Genomic DNA, 17,475 nt, shown 5'->3' with positions numbered 1-17,475 from the left:
AGGCTCTAACTCAACAATGATAACCTATATGGGAGGCCCACCATGGCCGACGGTGCTCTGCCGATTTCATCCTTGAAGGGCAAGGTCAGCGACGCGGAATGGCAAGCGCGCGTCGATCTGGCCGCCCTCTATCGTCTCGTGGCCCTGCATGGCTGGGACGACATGATCTTCACGCATATCTCGGCCCGAGTGCCTGGCCCCGAGCATCATTTCCTGATCAATCCGTACGGCATGTTCTTCGGCGAGATGACCGCCTCGTGCCTGGTCAAGGTCGACCTGGACGGCAACGTCGTCGACAAGACGCCCTATTTCATCAATCCGGCGGGCTTCACGATCCATTCGGCCATCCACGCGGCGCGCGAGGACGCCCAGTTCGTCATGCACCTGCACAGCGACCAGGGCGTGGCGGTGTCGGCGCATGCCGAAGGCCTGCTACCGCTGAGCCAGCACGCGCTAATCGTCTTGCCTCAGCTCGCCTATCACGACTATGAAGGCATTGCTCTCAACTTGGACGAGCGGGAACGGCTGGTGGCCGATCTGGGCGAGACCAAGAGGCTTATGATGCTGCGCAACCACGGCACGCTGTCGGTGGGGAGCTCGGCGGCCGAGTGCTGGTTGGGGATGTTCTTCCTGGAGCGGGCGTGCGCGCAGCAGGTAATGGCTCTATCGATCGGTCGCGACAACGTCCTCCTGGCGCCCGAAGCGGCCCAGGCGGAGGTCCGCAAGCAGACCGGCATGGGCATGGGCATGATCGGCGGCCTGGCCTGGCCGGGTTGTCTGCGAAAACTGGACCGCGAGCTGCCCGGCTACGCGGATTAGGCGCTTATTCCGTATTCACGAGAGCCGCCGTGGTCCTGGCGATCGCGGCGGCTTTTTCGTGCCTGATGGCCAGCGTCACGCGGGCGGGGGCTTGGCCGATGGCGCCCGGCCGCACCCAGGCGATCACCAAGTACGAGCGGTCCGACGCCAAGCAAGGTTACGGCCCGGACGCTGTTCTCGTCGACATCGACCCTCGCCGCGACGAGAGCTTGTCGGTGTTCGTCGAGCACGGCCTGACGCCGCGCCTGACCCTGCAGGCCAAGGCCGGCGTCACGCGCGGCCATGACCGGTGGGCGGGCTACTCCGGACGCGGACCGATCGAGCTGGGTCTGCGCTGGGCGGCCCATCGCGACGACCGTTCGTCCCTGGCCCTCTATGTGGGCGCGGGCGAGGCGGGGGCGGGACGCAACGCCGGCTACGCCGCGCCTGGGCAGGGCAGTCTGGATCTGGAAGCGCGGGTGCTCTACGGCCGTTCGGCCGCTTGGAAGGGCAGGGAAGTGTTCGTCGACCTGGAGGCCGCGCGGCTGCGGCGTCAGGGCCTTGCCGACGAAACGCGCATCGACGCCACGCTAGGCGTCAGGCCCGCGAAAAACTGGCTGATCCTGGCCCAGACCTATGCCGGTCAGGCCGATCGCAATCCGGTCCGCTCACGCTGGGTGAAGAGCGAGCTGTCCGTCGTCCGCGCGTTCGGGGACTGGAGTATTCAGGCCGGCTGGCGTGACACGCCCCTAGGGCGCGAGACCTCCCGGGATCGCGGGCTCGTCCTCGCCGTGTGGCGGAAGCTATAGGTTGTTTCGGGATTGCAACAGTCGGTCATCCGGCTGTCACTGGACGCCGCTTTAGGCTGCGGTCATATCTTCGCCGAATTTCGCCGACTCCTCCCGGCGTGCTGGAGCCGTTTCTTGATCCGTAGGCATTTCTTCCTCGTGGCGGCCCTGATCGCCGTCGTCCTGATGCTTGTGGTCGGGGGGCTGAAGCTGGCCTTCGGCGCCAAGGACGCCAGTCAGGCCGGCGGCGCGGGCGGTCGTGCCACCAGCGTCTCGCAGATGGTGGTTGGCGAGCGTCCGTTCACTGATCGTATCGAGGTGCTGGGCGTGGCCAAGGGGCGGCAGTCGGTGACGATCACCTCCAATACGCCAGAACTGATCACCGCCGTGCATTTTTCGGACGGCGAGACGGTGCGCAAGGGCCAGGTGCTGGTCGAGCTGAAGGCCGACCAGGAAGACGCCGGCGTTTCGGAAGCCAGGGCTCGCCTGGCCCAGGCCGAGCGTGACTACACCCGCTGGAAGACCCTGGCCGACAAGGGCATCGCCCCGCGCGCCACGGCCGAGCAGTACCTGTCGGCGCTCGACGTCGCCAGGGCTTCGGTCGGCACCGCCCAGGCCCAGAAGCTGGACCGCGTGTTGCGCGCGCCGTTCTCGGGTCGCGTCGGCATCTCGGACGTCGCGCCGGGCATGCTGATCGCCGCCGGCACGCCGATCGTCAGCCTGGACGACGCCTCGGTCATTCGTGTCGATTTCTCGGTTCCGGACCGCTACCTGCGGACCCTGCGCGTCGGCCTGCCGATCGCCGCGCGTCCCGACGCCCTGCCGGGCGAGACCTTCCAGGGCAAGATCGCCCAGATCGACACCCGCATCGATCCCGCTACCCGCGCCATCAAGGCCCGCGCCGAGTTTCCGAACGCTGGCGCTCGCCTGAAGCCCGGCATGCTGGTCAAGGTCTCCATCGACCAGGGCGTGCGCGACGGCGTGGCCGTGCCGGAGGCGGCCGTGCAGTTCGAAGGGACACAGGCCTCGGTCTACCGCATCGCCAAGGGCCCGAAGGGCATGATCGCCCGCCGCACCGAGGTCGACACCGGCATCAGCGAGGGCGGCTTTATCGAGATCCGCGCGGGCCTGAAGACGGGTGACAAGATCGTCGCCGACGGCCTCAACCGCATCCAGGACGGCGCCCGATCGGCGGCGGCCAGGGTGGCAAAAGGGCGAAAAGGGCGGCGCCGACCGCAAGGCCGGCTGATGCTGTCCGACCTTTCCGTCCGTCGTCCCGTATTCGCCGCCGTCGCGGCGATCATCCTCTGCGTCATCGGCCTGGCGGCCTATACCTCGCTGCCGATCCGCGAGCTGCCCAGCGTCGATCCGCCCGTCGTGTCGGTCTCGACCACCTATCGCGGCGCTTCGGCCGAAGTCATCGAGGAGCGCATCACTCAGGTGATCGAGCGCCAGGTGGCCGGCATCCAGGGCATCGATCGCGTGAACTCCAGCAGCCGCGACGGCCGCTCGCAGATCACCATCACGTTCAACCTCGACCGCGACCTCGACGCGGCCGCCAACGACGTGCGCGACGCCGTCAGCCGGGTGACCGCCAACCTGCCCGACCAGGCCGACCCGCCGCAGATCGCCAAGGCCAACGCCGACGCCTCGCCGATCATCATCCTGAACCTGACCTCGACCACGCTGGATCCGCTTCAGCTGGCCGACTATGCCGACCGCTATCTGGTCGAGCGGATGTCGACCATCGACGGGGTGGCCCAGGCCAACCTGTTCGGGGCCAAGATCTACGCCATGCGGATCTGGCTGGACGCCAACCAGATGGCCGCCCGCGGCGTGTCGGTGGACGACGTCGAGAACGCCCTGAACGCCCAGAACCTGGAGCTGCCCGCCGGCTCGCTGGAGAGCGCGTCCAAGGACTTCACGATCCGCGTGGCCCGCAGCTACGCCAAGCCCGAGGACTTCGCCCGCCTGCCGTTGCGGCCCGCCGACGCATCCGGATTCGTGTTGCGCCTGGGCGACGTGGCCCGCATCGAGGAGGGCGCGGACGAGCGCCGACGCCTGTTCCGCGGCAACGGCGTGGACCAGGTCGGCATCGGCCTGACCCGTCAGTCCCAGGCCAACGACGTCGCCATTTCCGAGGCCGTCCGCAAGGAGGTCGCCACGATCAACGAAAGCCTGCCGCCCGGCACCAAGATGGTCGTGGCGGTGGACAACTCGGTGTTCACGGCCGAGGCCATCCACGAAGTGTGGATCACCATGGCCCTGTCGATCAGCCTGGTCGTGCTGGTCAACCTGATCTTCCTGGGCAGCTGGCGTTCGGCGCTGATCCCCTCGGTCGTCGCGCCGATCTGCATCCTGTCGACCTTCATCGTGCTGGCGCCGCTGGGCTTCTCGCTGAACCTGCTGACCCTGTTGGCCCTGGTGCTGGCCGTCGGCCTGGTCGTCGATGACGCCATCGTCGTGGTCGAGAACATCCAGCGTCGCGTGGACGAGGGCGAGCCCGCCCTGGTCGCCGCCGAGCGCGGCACCCGGCAGGTGTTCTTCGCGGTCGTGGCCACGACCATCGTGCTGATCTCGGTGTTCGCGCCGTTGATGTTCCTGCCCGGCTATATCGGCCGCCTGTTCGTCGAGCTGGCCGTGGCCATCGCCGCCGCCGTCGCCTTCTCGGCCCTCTTGGCTCTGACGCTCTCGCCGATGATGGCCTCCAAGCTGCTGAAGCCGGCCCACGGCGAAGGCTGGCTGGCCAAGCGCGTCGACCGGGCCATGGACGCCCTGAAGAACTCGTACCGCGCCTCGCTGGAAAGCATACTGGGCGGTTGGTCGGCGGCGATCGCCGGCGTGATGGTGCTCGTCCTGGCGGGCTTCGCGGGTCTGCTGTTCGTCAGCCTGCCCAAGGAACTGGTGCCGCCGGAAGACCGCGGCCGGGTCGATGTGGCCATCAATGGACCGGAAGGCGCGGGCTACGACTATACGGTGGGGATCGGTCTGAACGTCGAGAAGATCGTCGACAGATATCGGCGCGAAGGCGTGGCCGAGCGCGTGCTGCTGACCGTCCCCCGTTTTGGCGGCACCTCGTTCAACAGCGGCAGCAGCGTCATTGTCATGAAGCCCTGGGGCGAGCGCCAGAAGACCGCCGACCAGGTGGCGGCCGAGCTGAACAAGGACCTCTCGAAGGTGACCAGCGTGCGGGCCATCGCCAGCGTGCGCGGTCCCTTCCAGCGTGGGGGCGGCGGTGGCGGGGGCGGCGGCACCAATGTCGACCTGATCGCCGTCGGCAACGACTATGTCCAGTTGGCCGAGTGGCTGAAGCCGATCCTGGCCGACGCGCAGGGCAATCCAGGCTTCGCGCGTCCGCGCCTTGACTACGAGCCGACCTCGCCGCGCCTATCGGTGCAGATCGACCAGGACAAGGCCGCCACCCTCGGCGTCTCGGCCCAGTCGATCGGCCGGGCGCTGGAGACCATGTTCGGCTCGCGCAAGGCCACCACCTACATCAAGAACGGCCAGGAATACGACGTCATCCTGCAGACCAATCTCGATCAGCGTCGCAGCGTCGCGGACCTGAACCAGCTGCAGGTGCGAACCAATTCCGGCGCGCTGGTGCCGCTGTCGACCGTGGTGACCACGCAGCTGCGTGGCGATACCCCGGACCGTCCGCGCGTCGACCGGCTGCGCTCCGTCACCCTGACTACCCAGCTGAACCCCGGCTACACCGTCGAGGACGCCGTGCGCTTCCTGCGGGAGGAGGCCGACCAGCGCCCGACGCCCGGGATCAGCATCAAGTGGGGCGGCCAGGCCAAGGACTATCTGGAAGGCTCGGGCGGCATCGCCGTCGCTTTCGGCTTGGCTCTGCTGCTGGTGTTCCTGGTGCTGGCGGCGCAGTTCGAGAGCTGGATCCACCCGGCGGTGATCATGCTGACCGTGCCGCTGGCGGCGCTGGGCGGCCTGTTCGGCCTGCTGGTCATGGGCTCGACCATCAACACCTACAGCCAGATCGGTCTGATCATCCTGATCGGCATCGCCACCAAGAACGGCATCCTGATCGTCGAGTTCGCCAACCAGCTGCGCGACGAGGGCCTGACCGTGCGCGAGGCGGTGATCGAGGCGGCGGCCCTGCGCCTACGTCCGATCATCATGACCTCGATCTCGGCGGCCATGGGCGCCCTGCCGCTGATGCTGTGGGCGGGCGCCGGCGCGGGCAGTCGCAAGACGATCGGTGCGGTGATCTTCACCGGCTCGATCTTCGCGACCATGCTGACGTTGTTCATCGTCCCGGTTTTCTATGACCTTCTGGCGCGCTTCACGAAGTCGCCGGAGTGGACGGCCCGGCAGATCGAAGAGTATGAAGCCCGGGAAAAGAGCGGTGAGGGGCAAACCTCACCGGCATAAACCGGTGAGGAAGCATGGCTGACGGCTCTCTGACGGCGAAGCGGCAGGAAATCGCTCTGCTGCGCCGTCTCGAGGAACGGATTCTCTGGTTGGCGGCGTGGACCATCCACAACGCCAACCACATCCGCGAAAGCCGCGACGGCCTGAAGGTCGGCGGCCACCAGGCGTCCAGCGCTTCGTTGGCCACCATCATGACCGCCCTCTACATGAAGGCGCTGCGACCGCAGGACCGCGTGGCGGTCAAGCCGCACGCCAGTCCGGTCTTCCACGCTATCCAGCACCTGTTCGGCCGCCAGAGCCTGGACAACCTGAAGCGCTTCCGGGCGCTGGGCGGGGCTCAGTCCTACCCCTCGCGCACCAAGGACGTGGACGACGTCGACTTCTCGACGGGTTCGGTCGGCCTGGGCGTGGCCATGACCGCCTTCGCCTCGCTGGCCCAGGACTATCTGGCCGCGCGCGGCTCGGTGAAGCCGGAGAAGATGGGGCGGATGATCTCGCTGCTGGGCGACGCCGAGCTGGACGAGGGCAATATCTACGAGGCCCTGATCGAGGCCTGCAAGCACGACATCCGCAACACCTGGTGGATCGTCGACTACAACCGCCAGAGCCTGGACGCGACCACCCAGGACCGGATGTTCACCCGCTATGGCGAGATCTTCGAGGCTGCCGGCTGGACGGTCGAGACGCTGAAATGGTCCAAGCGCCAGCGCGAGGCCTTCGCCAAGCCGGGCGGGGAAGAGACTGCGCGCGTGGATCGAGACCGCGCCCAACGACCTGTTCTCGGCCCTGACCTACCAGGGCGGCGCGGCCTGGCGCGAACGGCTGAACGCCGACCTCGCCGACAGCCCCGAGGCCCTGGCCCTGATCGCCGGCTACAAGGATGTCGATCTGGCCGAGCTGATGACCGAGCTGGGCGGTCACTGCCTGGAGACCCTGCTGGAGGCCTTCGAGAAGGCCGGGCTGGACGACCGGCCACGCTTCTTCATCGCCTATACGGTCAAGGGGCTGCGCCTGCCGTTCCAAGGCCACAAGGACAACCATGCCGGCCTGATGACCCCGGCCCAGATCGCCGAGCTGCGCGAGCGCCTCGGCGTCGTCGAGGGCGAGGAGTGGGATGCGCTGTCGGGTCTCTCGGCCGCCGAGCGCACGGCGCTGAAGGGCCTTGTCGCCCGCGCCCCGTTCGCCGCCGAGGTCGAGCGCAACCACGTCGCGCCGACGATCCAGACGCCGACCGCCGACGAACTGCTGGCGGCCGTGACCGGGGGCAAGACCGATGGCGAGCAATCGACCCAGGCCGCCTTCGGCAAGGTGATGTTCGAGATCGCCGCCCGCAAGGACGAGTTCGCCGGACACGTCGTCACCACCTCGCCGGACGTGACGGTGTCGACCAATCTGGGCGGCTTCGTGAACCGCCGGGGCGTGTTCCAGCGCCGCGCCCACGAAGACGTCTTCAAGCGCCGCCGCATTCCGTCGGCCCAGGTCTGGTCCAAGGCCGAGACCGGGCAGCACGTCGAGCTGGGCATCGCCGAGAACAACCTGTTCATCGCCCTGGCCGCCCTGGGCCTGACCGGCCCGCTGTTCGGCGAGCGCCTGTTCCCGGTCGGCACGCTCTACGACCCCTTCATCGCCCGCGGCCTCGATGCCCTGAACTACGCCTGCTACCAGGACGCCCGCTTCCTGCTGGTCGCCACGCCGTCGGGCCTGACGCTCGCGCCCGAGGGCGGGGCGCACCAGTCGATCAACGCCCCGGTCATCGGCATGGCCCAGCCAGGTCTCGACACCTACGAGCCAGCCTTCGCCGACGAGACGGCGGTGCTGATGGCTCACGCCTTCGAACGCATCCAGGCCAAGGACGGCGCGTCGACCTATCTGCGTCTGTCGACCCGCGCCATCGCCCAGCCCAAGCGGACGGACGACGCCTGGCGCCAGGGCGTGGTCGACGGAGCCTATTGGCTGAAAACGCCGGCGCCCGGCGCGCGCCTGGCTCTCGTCTATAGCGGCGCCCTGGCGCCCGAGGCCCTGGCGGCCTTCGAGGCCCTGGCCGACGACGTGCCGGAAGCTGGCTTGCTGGCCGTGACCTCGGCGGATGTGCTGCACCGCGACTGGACCGCCTCGGGCCGCGCCCGCTGGACGGGGGAGCGGCGCCGGACGTCGACCATCGAGACTTCTGCTGGCGCCGCTGGATCGCGACGCCGGCCTGGTCACCCTGCCCGACGGCGCGCCGCTGGCCCTGTCCTGGCTGGGCTCGGTGCGCGGGCAGCGCGTGCGCGCCCTGGGCCTGGAAACCTTCGGCCAGTCGGGCGACCTGCCGGATCTCTACAGCAAGTACCGCCTGGACGCCGAGGCCATCCTCGACGCCTGCGCGGACCTGCTGATCTAGAATCCGGCGACGATCGTCATCCCGCTGAGCAGCCCGTCCTTGAAGTGATAGGTCAGGGCCGCGCGCGTGTCGGTCCAGATGCGCCCGTCGGGACTTTCCACCGAGTACTGAGCCTCGATCGCCAGGCTGTTCGGGGTTTCGTCGAGGATCCGGATAAGCTGGACGTTCGCCAGGATGGTCGCGAACATGCGGGCGAAGTGGCCGAGGACGGCTTCCTTGCCGACGAGCGGCTTCTCGTCGTTGTCCAGCGTGTCGGGCCAGACGATGTCGTCGTGGAACAGCGGGCGCAGGCGTGACAGGTCGCGCGCGTTGAAGGCCTCGAAAGCCTCGTTCAGCGTCGCTTCAAGCGCGTGCGGCTTGGCGACGCCATTTTCGTCCGGCGTCATGGACCTGGATCCGTGTCCCCTTTGGGAACGATATCCATGCGCCGGATCAGGCCGTCGCGAAGCGTGTAACAATGCCGCACACAGAGGTCCGACCATAGCTGGCCGGTGCGGTTCCAGATCACCTGGTTGGCGTCGACCACGATGCGGCCGTCGTCGGCGACGCTCACCTCGACCGGGGTGATCTCCACGCGGATCGCGGCGTCGTTGTAGGCCCAATAGTCGCGCACCTGCTCGGGGCTTGTCAGCCATCCGCCGCGCGTCACGTCCGGCCACTCCAGCCGAGGCGAGACCAAGGCGCGGAAGGCCTCGAAGTCGCGCCTTCCGTTGGCGTCGTAGAGGCGCTGGATCAACGCCTCCACCTCTGGCGGGGCCGGGCGCATCGCTATGGCGCGGGCTTGTAGCCCGTCTCGACCTTCAGATAGGCGATCAGGTCGATGCGGTCCTTGGGGTCGTGCAGGCCCGCGAAGGTCATCTTGGTGCCCGGCATGAAGCCGCGCGGGTCGGTCAGCCATTTGTCCAGGTGCTCGGCGTCCCAGATGAAGCCGGCGTTCTTGACCGCTTCCGAATAGGTGTAGCCGGGCTTGGAGCCGGCCTTGCGGCCGAACACGCCATAAAGGTTGGGGCCGGTCAGGTCCGGGCCGCCCTCGGTGGCGGTGTGGCAGGATCGGCAGAAGGCGAACTTGCTCTGGCCATTCGACAGGTCGCCGGTGTTGTAGGGCGCGGGGAGGGCGGCCAGAGCCGCGGCCTTGGCCGCGTCGGTCGGCGGCGCGGCGGCGGCCGGAGCGTCCGCGGGCGCCGAGGCCGGCGCCTCGGCGGAACTGCCGCCGTCCCTCGAGCAGGCCGCAACGGCGATGCAGAGCGCCGCGATAGCGGCCAGTTTCTCGATGCGCATGATAATCCCCGACTGACGTTTCGCCGCAGGTCCTGCGACGGCGCGACGCATTCCAAACCCTTATAAAATCAGGGCCGTGGCTCTGTCACGGAACAATGTTCCTTAAGGCCAGCTTGAGCACGCCCCTGCGACAATTGTCGGTATCTACGTGATTCTTTTTGGGAAAAGTGAAATCGCAAACCGTGGGTCTGCACATAAACGTTTGACGTGCGTTAACCATAAAATCTACCAATTTCCTCACGGAGCGGGCTGGCTCCGGGCTGGGCTGGGAACAAGATCATGGACTGGAGCGAAGAACGCACCGCGACACTGAAGAAGCTCTGGCTTGAGGGCCTCAGCGCGAGCCAGGTGGCGCGCCAGCTGGGCGGCGTCAGCCGCAGCGCGGTGATCGGCAAGGTGCATCGCCTGGGTATCACCGTCCGCGAAACGCCCGTCCGTCCGCGGACGACCGTCCGGTCCCCGTCGCGGATCGCGGTCCGTCGCCCGACCCGCGAGACCACGGCCGCGCCCCACATCGCCCCGCGCTTCGAACGCACCGAGGAAGACCTGCTGCCGACCTCGGGCATCCTGGAGCTGGGCGCCCACTCGTGCCGCTGGCCGATCGGCAATCCGGAAGGCGACGACTTCGGCTTCTGCGGCCGTCCCAAGCTGACCGCCCGAGGCTCCTATTGCGAACAGCACAACGCCGGCGCCTTCCGCCGCCTGGGCGGCGGGCAAGCCGTCGAGGCCTGGGCCCTCAAGGGTCTCAAGGAGCGCGTGCGGCCTAGCCAGGTGTAGGGCTGGTCTGGTCCCTTTTTTCCGTCGACTTTTCTTTCTCCCTCGAGATCGCCGAGCAGAACCCCATGAACATGGTCCTCATCGAGAACGCCGCCGGCAGCAGCCAAGTGATCACCATCATCGAGGAGTTCGCCGGCCACTCGGTCTCGCGCGATCTCAACCCCGGCGACCACGCCAGCATCCCGGTCACCCAGTTCAAGTCGATCACCGTCCGCGAGACCTATCCCGATGACTGGCTGACGCGCGGCGTGAGCCGAAATCGCGCCGCCGCGGCGTGAAATTCCCGTCTAAATTGAAAGAGATGACCCCGCGAAGCCATTCGCGGGGTTTTTCGTTTGCCCCATGGGGCCGCGGATTGCGTGGCCGTTAACCTTGTGAGACACAGAGCGCCGTTTTGTGGGGCGGAAAACGAAGATGTACGAGGGGGATGAGCGCGCCGACGTGGTTCAGGACCACGCACTGCCGTTGCCGAGCTATCTGAGCTATCTTCTCTATCAGACCGAACAGCATCGCCGCGCCATGGCGACCGATCTCCTGGCCCGGCACGGCCTGACGTTCGCCAAGTGGGTGGCGATGATCTCGCTGCGCCGGTTCGGTAATCTCTCCATGACCCGGCTGGCCAAGCTGGCGGCCACCGACCGCACGACCCTGACGCGTTCTATAGACGGCCTGATCACCGACGGCCTGGTGGAGCGCAAGGCTTCGTCCGCCGACCGCCGCATCGTGGTCATCTGCCTGACCGACACGGGTCGCACGCTGCTCGAGAAAATCCGCGCCGAGATCCGTCCGCTGAACCGCGACATCTGCGCCAATCTGACCACGGAAGAGCAGGCGGCCATGACCCGCTACCTGCAGAAGATTGCTGTCGGGCCTGATCGTCGAGCCGGACTGGAAGCAGGACGTGATCGCGTTCAGCACCCCGGCTCCGCCGGAAACGGCTTAGTCGTCGAACTTCACCCGTCCGCGGCCCGACTTCACCGTCCCGCGCTTGGCCTTGCCGTCCAGCCGCTTGAGCTTGCTGGAATAGGTCGGCTTGGTCGGCCTGCGGGGCTTGGGCTTCTCGGTGGCGCGGCGGATCAGGTCGACGAGGCGCTCCTGGGCGTCCTGGCGGTTCATCTCCTGCGAGCGCGAGCCCTGCGAGAACAGGATCAGTACTCCGTCCTGGGTCAGGCGGCTGCCGGCCAGGGTCTCCAGCCGCGCCTTGACGTCCTCGGGCAGGGACGGGGAGTTCCTGACGTCGAACCGCAGCTCGATCGCCGTGCTGGTCTTGTTGACGTGCTGGCCGCCCGGACGGGAGGCGCGGGCAGCCCTCCAGACCAGCTCGTCCTCGTCGATCCGCAGCCAGGACGTGATCTCGATCATCGCGGCCGCTGGATCATTGGGGCGCCGCCTTCTTGGCCTTGACCACCAGCTGATCCAGCGCCTGGAGGAACCGCGAGCGGTCAGCGTTGGCGAAGGCGGCGGGACCCTTGGTGACCTCGCCCATCGAGCGCAGGTGCTCGCCGATCGAGCGCGAGGCCAGGGCCGAGCCGATCATGTCGGCCGAGAACACCCGGCCGTTCGGGGCCACGGCCGCGCCGCCGGCCTTCAGCACGCGGTCGGCCAGCGGGATGTCGTTGGTCACCACCACGTCGCCGGGACCGCAGCGCTCGGCGATCCAGTCGTCGGCGACGTCGGGACCGGCGTCGACCACGATCTGCTCGATCACCGGCGTCATCGGCACGCGGATCCAGCTGTTGGACACCACGAAGGTCTTGAAGCCGTGGCGGGCGGCGACCTTGTAGGCCTCGTCCTTCACGGGGCAGGCGTCGGCGTCGATGAAGAGGAGGGCGGTCATCGACCTGAAGCCTACCGGAAAGGGGACCTGAAGGAGAGTGGTGCCGGATGCAGGGATCGAACCCGCGACCTTCGGTTTACAAAACCGCTGCACTACCGCTGTGCTAATCCGGCGTGGGTCCGTGACCCGAGGTCAGGGCTTATGCCGTCTGCGCGCGCGGACGGCAAGGGCGTGCTACAGATCGAACCGCACCCCCTGGGCCAGCGGCAGGGCGCCGGAATAGTTCACCGTCGCCGTTTGTCGGCGCATGTACTGCTTCCAGCTGTCAGAGCCGCTTTCGCGGCCGCCGCCGGTCTCCTTCTCACCGCCGAACGCGCCGCCGATCTCGGCGCCCGAGGGGCCGATATTGACGTTGGCGATGCCGCAGTCGCTGCCCGCGGCCGACAGGAAGCCCTCGGCCTCGCGGACGTCGTTGGTCATGACGCAGGACGAGAGCCCCTGGGGGACGTCGTTCTGGATTGCGATGGCTTCCTCGAAATCCGCATAGGGCGCGACGTGCAGCAGCGGTGCGAAGGTCTCGCGCTGCATGCAGGCGGTCGCGGCTGGCAGGCGGGCCAGCGCGGGACGGACATAGTAGGCGTCCGGAAACTCGTCGATCAGCAGGCGCTCGCCGCCGGCGACTGTCCCGCCCTCGGCGCGGACCTGGTTCATGGCCTCGACGAAGGCGTCGTAGGCGGCCTTGTCGATCAGCGGGCCGAGCAGTGTCGCGGGCTGGCGCGGGTCGCCGACAGGCAGGCGCTGGAAGGCGGTCTCGACCGCGTCGGCGACCTTGTCGACCAGGCTTTCGTGGACGATCAGCCGGCGCAGGGAGGTGCAGCGCTGGCCCGCCGTGCCCGCCGCGGAGAAAACGATGGCGCGCAGGGCCAGCGACAGATCCGCCGAGGGCGTGACGATCATGGCGTTGTTGCCGCCCAGCTCCAGGATCGAGCGGCCGAACCGCTCGGCGACCATCGGCGCCACGGCGCGGCCCATGCGGGTCGAGCCGGTGGCGCCGACCAGGGCGATGCGCGGGTCGCGGGCCAGGCGCTCGCCGGCGTCGCGGCCGCCCAGAACGACGGCGCAGAGCCCGTCCGGCGCATCCTCGAACCGGGCCAGGGCGCGCTCCAGGACGGCATGGGTCGCGAGGGCCGTTAGGGGCGTCTTCTCGGACGGCTTCCAGATCACCGGATCGCCGCAGACCAGGGCCAGGCACGCGTTCCAGGCCCAGACGGCGACCGGGAAGTTGAAGGCGCTGATCACCGCCACCGGTCCCAGAGGATGCCAGCTCTCGCGCATGGCGTGGCCGGGACGTTCGGAGGCGATCGTCAGACCGTGCAGCTGGCGCGACAGGCCGACGGCGAAGTCGCAGATGTCGATCATCTCCTGAACCTCGCCGGCCGCCTCGGAGGCGATCTTGCCGGCTTCCAGCGTGACCAGGGCGGCCAGGTCCGCCTTGGCGGCGCGCAGTTCCTCGCCCAGCAACCGCACCAGTTCGCCGCGGCGCGGGGCCGGGACGACGCGCCAGGCGGCGAAGGCGTGGCAGGCGGCCGAGACCTTGCTCCCGATCTCGCGGGCGTCGTCGAACGCCACATGGGTCATGACCTGGCCGTCGATCGGGCTACGCACGGGGTGGCCGGCGTCGGCGGGAAGCGCGGGAACGCCCAGCTTGGCCAGCAGTTCGCGGGCGTGGGCGGCGGGAGTTGGAAAAGACTGGGTCATGGCCGGAGCACACGCCGGGGCCGAACCTTGGTCAAGCCCTTGGCGTTGCGAGTCTCGCCTCCAGCGTTTAGGGACGGGCCAGGCAGGAGAAGCACCATGGCGCAGGGCAAACTCATCGACGGCAAGGCGTTCGCGGCCGATCTGCGGGCGAAGATCGCCGTGGAGGTCGCCGAGTTGAAGGCCAAGCACGGGATCACCCCGGGCCTGGCCGTGGTGCTGGTCGGCGAGGACCCGGCTAGCCAGGTCTATGTCCGCAACAAGGGCGAACAGACCCTGGCGGCGGGCATGCATTCCGAGACCGTCCGCCTGCCGGCCGAGGTCAGCCAGGACGACCTGCTGGCCGTGGTCGCCAGGCTGAACGCCGACCCGAAGATCCACGGCGTGCTGGTCCAGTTCCCGGTGCCGGACCACATCAGCCAGATGGACGTCGTGGCGGCCCTGTCGCCGGACAAGGATGTCGACGGCCTGACCGTGACCAACGCCGGCCGCTTGGCCAGCGGCCTGCCGGCCCTGACGCCCTGCACGCCGCTGGGCTGCATGATGCTGCTGAAGGACGTGGTCGGTGATCTGACCGGCAAGAACGCCGTGGTCATCGGCCGCTCGAACCTGATGGGCAAGCCGATGGCCCAGATGCTGCTGGCCGCCGACTGCACGGTGACCATCGCTCACTCGCGGTCGAAGGACCTGCCGGGCATCGTCCGCCAGGCCGATATCGTGGTCGCCGCCGTCGGCCGGGCCGAGATGGTCAAGGCCGACTGGATCAAGCCGGGGGGCGGTGGTCATCGACGTCGGCATCACCCGCTATCCGGCCCGCGATCCGGAAGCCGCCGCGGCGGGCAAGACCCGGCTTGTCGGCGACGTCGCCTTCGACGAGGTGCGCGCGGTCGCCGGCGCGATCACGCCGGTTCCCGGGGGCGTGGGGCCCATGACCATCGCCTGCCTGCTGGCCAACACCGTGACGGCGGCCAAGCGCCTGTCGGGGATCGCCTGATGCGCCGCCTGGCGCTGCTGGCCGCGCTGGGCCTGACCTTGGCGGCTTGCGGCGCCAGGACCCCGCCGCCGCCGACGCCGGAGCAGGCCCTGGCCCTGCGCCCGGCCGACGCGCGCCTGTCGAGCCTGTACGAGACGTCTTGCCACGCCTGCCACGCCGTCCCCGGCACGGGCGCGCCGCTGGTCCACGACCGCGCCGCCTGGGATGTCCGCTGGAAGCAGGGCGAGGCGACGCTGCTGGACCACGCCGTCCAGGGCTACAACGCCATGCCGGCGACGGGGCAGTGCGCGACTTGCACCCCGGCCGATTTCCAGGCCCTCAGTACGATTCATGGCGGGGCGCGAAGACTCCGCGAAATAGAGGCGGGGAAGCCATGATCTCGAGGCGCGGAGCCCTGATCGCGGGTGGAACGGGCGTGGCGGTGGTCGCCGGCGGCGGTGTCGCCGCCTACAAGGTCGCCACCGGAGACAAGCCCGAGCCGCCGTCGCCGCCCTCGGTCGACGCCCAGGGCAAGCTGCTGTGGCGCAACTGGTCGGGCCTGCAGCACGCCTATCCCGCCGCCCGCCTGGCTCCCAAGGACGAGGGCGAGCTGGCCACCACGCTGAAGGTCGCCCAGGCGCCGATCCGGCCCGTCGGCGCGGGCCACTCGTTCACCGCCCTGGCCCCGACCAACGGCACGCTGATTTCGCTGGATTCGCTGTCGGGCGTGATCGGCTGGGAAGGCGACGAGGCGATCGTCCGCGCCGGCACGCGGCTGGGCGCCCTAGGGCCCATGCTGGCCGAGAAGAGGCGGGCGCTGCCCAACCTGCCCGACATCAACAAGCAGTCGCTGGGCGGGGCGCTGAGCACCGCCACCCACGGCACGGGCGCCGGGATCCAGGCCATGCACGGCAGCGTCACGGGGCTGCGGCTGGTCACGCCTTCCGGCGAGGTCATCGAGGCCGACGCGACCCGGAACCCCGAGGTGTTCCAGGCCGCCCGCGTCTCGCTGGGGGCGTTGGGCGTCATCACTCAGGTGCGGATCAAGACCAGCGCCAACCGCCGCCTGCGTCGCCGCGTCTGGCTGGAGCCTCTGGAGGATGCGCTCGCCAAGGCCGAGGCGCGCTGGGCCCAGCACCGCAATTTCGAGTTCTACGCCGTACCGTTCACGGGTCTGGCGGCCAATATCAGCCATGACGAGACCGACGATCCGGCCCTGCCGCGCGGTCCGGACCAGGACACCGAGTTCCTTCAGGCGCTGCGGGGGCTGCGCAACCTGCTGGGCTTCGCCACGCCGCTGCGCAAGGCCGCCGCCCACGCGCTGCTGTCGACCGCCAAGCCCGAGACCGCCGTCGACGAGGGCTGGAAGCTGCTGTCGACCGAGCGGCCGGTGCGTTTCAACGAGATGGAATTCCACCTGCCCGTGGAGCACCAGCTGAAGGCGCTCGAAGAGGTGGTTCGCACCATCGAGAAGGAGCGCCCGGACGTCTTCTTCCCGATCGAGGCGCGTCGTATCGCGCCGGACGACGCCTGGCTGTCGCCGTTCCAGGGCGGCGCGCGCGGCTCGGTGGCCGTGCACGCCTATTACCGCGACGACTTCACGTTCCTGTACGAGCTGATTGAACCGATCTTCCGCCGCTACGATGGCCGACCGCACTGGGGCAAGCTGCACACGCTGAACGGCGGCCAGCTGGAGGCGATCTATCCGCGCTGGAAGGACTTCCTGGCGGTCAGGCGGGAGCTGGATCCGGACGGCCGGATGCTCAATCCGTATCTCAAGGGCCTGTTCGGCCTTAGCTAGGTCTTGGTCTGGCGGGCCTGTTCGCCGTTTCGGACGGGGGGCCGAAACGGACGGGGCTTAAGCCGCGGCGGTCCCGAGATATTCGGCCACGCGGGCTTCCAGCTCGGTCACCAGGGCCTTGCCGACCGGGTGGGTGTCGACTTTGATGTCGTCGCGCACGCAGGCCTTGATCGCGTCGATATGGGCGTCGACCAGGAACATCGGCGCCGACAGGCGGGTGTCCGGATCGTCGATCAGCTTGCAGAGCGACGCGGCCAGGCGGGTGATCAGCGGGAATTCGTAGGTGGCGCCCAGGCCTTTCAGGTCATGAGCGCGCAGATAGAGGGTCTCGACCGTCTGGGCGTTGAGGCCCTCGGTGCGGACGCCCTGGCGGGCGGCCTCCAGCTTGACGATCTCGTCGTTCAGCCATTGGGCGAAGTTGCCGGACAGGCTCTTCAGAGCCGCCTCGGCCTTGGCGATGGCGGCCATGTCGATGCCGCCCCGACCGCCCACCTTGAGCTTGAGCATGTTCGGCACCTGGATCACTTCAGCGGTCTTATTCGTCACGGGCGCCTCTCCCGGCGGCGGATAGTTGGGTATCCACTAACATAGCAGGCGTTAATATTGGATGAGACGAAACTTTCTGCGACCCAACGTCTCACGCCCTTGAGCCTGTCCATTTTCTGATGAACATCAGAAATGGATGAACAGGCTCAATCTCTAGAGTTGGAGCGTGGCGGGCGCCGAAACCGGCATCCGCTTTCGGCTGCCACGCGC

Annotated in this window: 13 protein-coding genes, 1 tRNA gene and 5 pseudogenes; 11 read left to right on the top strand and 8 right to left on the bottom strand. The window is 68.3% G+C overall.

Going from position 1 to position 17,475, the window contains the following annotated elements; genetic code table 11:
- Positions 1–42 precede the first annotated feature (42 nt).
- The 5 genes and pseudogenes from ACHMW8_RS24245 (at position 43) to ACHMW8_RS24225 (ending at position 8,358) form a co-directional block, all read left to right on the top strand.
- Complete coding sequence (locus tag ACHMW8_RS24245; RefSeq protein WP_125157423.1) at positions 43–819, top strand: class II aldolase/adducin family protein; 777 nt, start codon at positions 43–45, stop codon at positions 817–819.
- Between the two features lie 98 nt (positions 820–917).
- The gene (locus tag ACHMW8_RS24240) at positions 918–1,607 is read left to right on the top strand and encodes a hypothetical protein (RefSeq protein ID WP_125157897.1); all 690 of its coding nucleotides are present in this window, start codon (positions 918–920) and stop codon (positions 1,605–1,607) included.
- A gap of 114 nt (positions 1,608–1,721) precedes the next feature.
- Positions 1,722–2,835: pseudogene (locus ACHMW8_RS24235) on the top strand (efflux RND transporter periplasmic adaptor subunit).
- Complete coding sequence (locus ACHMW8_RS24230; protein WP_125157424.1) at positions 2,835–5,978, top strand: efflux RND transporter permease subunit; 3,144 nt, start codon at positions 2,835–2,837, stop codon at positions 5,976–5,978. Before ACHMW8_RS24235 ends, ACHMW8_RS24230 begins: the two are co-directional and overlap by 1 nt.
- A 14-nt stretch (positions 5,979–5,992) precedes the next feature.
- Positions 5,993–8,358 (top strand): annotated as a pseudogene (locus ACHMW8_RS24225) (transketolase).
- Here the strand turns inward: ACHMW8_RS24225 and ACHMW8_RS24220 are convergent.
- The 3 genes from ACHMW8_RS24220 to ACHMW8_RS24210 are packed head-to-tail and all read right to left on the bottom strand — an operon-like array spanning position 8,355 to position 9,636.
- Positions 8,355–8,744, bottom strand: coding sequence for a nuclear transport factor 2 family protein (locus ACHMW8_RS24220; protein WP_395444016.1), 390 nt, complete (start codon positions 8,742–8,744; stop codon positions 8,355–8,357). The pseudogene ACHMW8_RS24225 and the gene ACHMW8_RS24220 overlap by 4 nt on opposite strands.
- Positions 8,741–9,094: a nuclear transport factor 2 family protein gene (locus ACHMW8_RS24215; RefSeq protein WP_158624677.1), complete on the bottom strand. Its 354-nt coding sequence runs from the start codon at positions 9,092–9,094 to the stop codon at positions 8,741–8,743. Before ACHMW8_RS24215 ends, ACHMW8_RS24220 begins: the two co-directional genes overlap by 4 nt.
- Positions 9,095–9,126: 32 nt before the next feature.
- Positions 9,127–9,636, bottom strand: coding sequence for a c-type cytochrome (locus ACHMW8_RS24210; protein ID WP_395444015.1), 510 nt, complete (start codon positions 9,634–9,636; stop codon positions 9,127–9,129).
- 279 nt (positions 9,637–9,915) lie between these two features.
- Between ACHMW8_RS24210 and ACHMW8_RS24205 the strand changes: the two genes are divergently transcribed.
- The 3 genes and pseudogenes from ACHMW8_RS24205 to ACHMW8_RS24195 all read left to right on the top strand — a co-directional run bounded on the left by ACHMW8_RS24205 (position 9,916) and on the right by ACHMW8_RS24195 (position 11,356).
- Positions 9,916–10,413 carry a GcrA family cell cycle regulator gene (locus tag ACHMW8_RS24205; RefSeq protein WP_125157429.1) on the top strand — a complete coding sequence of 166 codons (498 nt, stop codon included), beginning with the start codon at positions 9,916–9,918 and terminating at the stop codon, positions 10,411–10,413.
- A gap of 65 nt (positions 10,414–10,478) precedes the next feature.
- Positions 10,479–10,691 carry a hypothetical protein gene (locus ACHMW8_RS24200; RefSeq protein ID WP_125157430.1) on the top strand — a complete coding sequence of 71 codons (213 nt, stop codon included), beginning with the start codon at positions 10,479–10,481 and terminating at the stop codon, positions 10,689–10,691.
- A 136-nt stretch (positions 10,692–10,827) separates the two neighbouring features.
- Positions 10,828–11,356, top strand: a pseudogene (locus ACHMW8_RS24195) (MarR family winged helix-turn-helix transcriptional regulator).
- Here ACHMW8_RS24195 and arfB read toward each other — a convergent pair.
- The 4 genes from arfB to ACHMW8_RS24175 all read right to left on the bottom strand — a co-directional run bounded on the left by arfB (position 11,353) and on the right by ACHMW8_RS24175 (position 13,948).
- On the bottom strand, positions 11,353–11,775 hold the full coding sequence (gene arfB, locus ACHMW8_RS24190) for an alternative ribosome rescue aminoacyl-tRNA hydrolase ArfB (protein WP_395444014.1): 423 nt from the start codon (positions 11,773–11,775) through the stop codon (positions 11,353–11,355). The pseudogene ACHMW8_RS24195 and the gene arfB overlap by 4 nt on opposite strands.
- 13 nt (positions 11,776–11,788) lie before the next feature.
- The gene (locus tag ACHMW8_RS24185; RefSeq protein ID WP_125157433.1) at positions 11,789–12,250 is read right to left on the bottom strand and encodes a YaiI/YqxD family protein; all 462 of its coding nucleotides are present in this window, start codon (positions 12,248–12,250) and stop codon (positions 11,789–11,791) included.
- Positions 12,251–12,288: 38 nt separating this feature from the next.
- Positions 12,289–12,363: transfer RNA gene (locus ACHMW8_RS24180), tRNA-Thr, on the bottom strand.
- Between the two features lie 61 nt (positions 12,364–12,424).
- Entirely contained in the window at positions 12,425–13,948 is a 1,524-nt protein-coding gene (locus ACHMW8_RS24175; RefSeq protein ID WP_395444013.1) for an aldehyde dehydrogenase family protein, read from the bottom strand.
- A gap of 96 nt (positions 13,949–14,044) precedes the next feature.
- Here ACHMW8_RS24175 and folD point away from each other — a divergent pair.
- The 3 genes and pseudogenes from folD to ACHMW8_RS24160 all read left to right on the top strand — a co-directional run bounded on the left by folD (position 14,045) and on the right by ACHMW8_RS24160 (position 16,719).
- Positions 14,045–14,939: pseudogene (gene folD / locus ACHMW8_RS24170) on the top strand (bifunctional methylenetetrahydrofolate dehydrogenase/methenyltetrahydrofolate cyclohydrolase FolD).
- Positions 14,939–15,299 (top strand): annotated as a pseudogene (locus ACHMW8_RS24165) (c-type cytochrome). The pseudogenes folD and ACHMW8_RS24165 overlap by 1 nt, the downstream one beginning before the upstream one ends.
- 13 nt (positions 15,300–15,312) lie before the next feature.
- Entirely contained in the window at positions 15,313–16,719 is a 1,407-nt protein-coding gene (locus ACHMW8_RS24160; protein WP_395444012.1) for a D-arabinono-1,4-lactone oxidase, read from the top strand.
- 57 nt (positions 16,720–16,776) lie between these two features.
- Here the strand turns inward: ACHMW8_RS24160 and ACHMW8_RS24155 are convergent, their stop codons facing one another.
- A complete protein-coding gene (locus tag ACHMW8_RS24155) occupies positions 16,777–17,265 on the bottom strand; it encodes an Hpt domain-containing protein (protein ID WP_125157438.1) in 489 nt (162 codons plus the stop codon).
- Positions 17,266–17,475: the final 210 nt, after the last annotated feature.

The sequence above is a fragment of the Caulobacter sp. UC70_42 genome (genome assembly GCF_044056025.1).
Taxonomy (GTDB): Bacteria; Pseudomonadota; Alphaproteobacteria; order Caulobacterales; family Caulobacteraceae; genus Caulobacter.
The sequence above is the reverse complement of the archived record's forward strand: the minus strand, read 5'-3'. Positions and strand labels throughout refer to the sequence as shown.

What these genes read in the sequence shown, in the direction of transcription:
- ACHMW8_RS24220 (WP_395444016.1), bottom strand. Translation starts at nt 8,744, where the DNA reads ATGACGCCGGACGAAAATGGCGTCGCCAAGCCGCACGCGCTTGAAGCG.
- ACHMW8_RS24245 (WP_125157423.1), top strand. Translation starts at nt 43, where the DNA reads ATGGCCGACGGTGCTCTGCCGATTTCATCCTTGAAGGGCAAGGTCAGC.
- ACHMW8_RS24230 (WP_125157424.1), top strand. Translation starts at nt 2,835, where the DNA reads ATGCTGTCCGACCTTTCCGTCCGTCGTCCCGTATTCGCCGCCGTCGCG.
- ACHMW8_RS24210 (WP_395444015.1), bottom strand. Translation starts at nt 9,636, where the DNA reads ATGCGCATCGAGAAACTGGCCGCTATCGCGGCGCTCTGCATCGCCGTT.
- ACHMW8_RS24175 (WP_395444013.1), bottom strand. Translation starts at nt 13,948, where the DNA reads ATGACCCAGTCTTTTCCAACTCCCGCCGCCCACGCCCGCGAACTGCTG.
- arfB (WP_395444014.1), bottom strand. Translation starts at nt 11,775, where the DNA reads ATGATCGAGATCACGTCCTGGCTGCGGATCGACGAGGACGAGCTGGTC.
- ACHMW8_RS24205 (WP_125157429.1), top strand. Translation starts at nt 9,916, where the DNA reads ATGGACTGGAGCGAAGAACGCACCGCGACACTGAAGAAGCTCTGGCTT.
- ACHMW8_RS24240 (WP_125157897.1), top strand. Translation starts at nt 918, where the DNA reads ATGGCGCCCGGCCGCACCCAGGCGATCACCAAGTACGAGCGGTCCGAC.
- ACHMW8_RS24160 (WP_395444012.1), top strand. Translation starts at nt 15,313, where the DNA reads ATGATCTCGAGGCGCGGAGCCCTGATCGCGGGTGGAACGGGCGTGGCG.
- ACHMW8_RS24185 (WP_125157433.1), bottom strand. Translation starts at nt 12,250, where the DNA reads ATGACCGCCCTCCTCTTCATCGACGCCGACGCCTGCCCCGTGAAGGAC.
- ACHMW8_RS24200 (WP_125157430.1), top strand. Translation starts at nt 10,479, where the DNA reads ATGAACATGGTCCTCATCGAGAACGCCGCCGGCAGCAGCCAAGTGATC.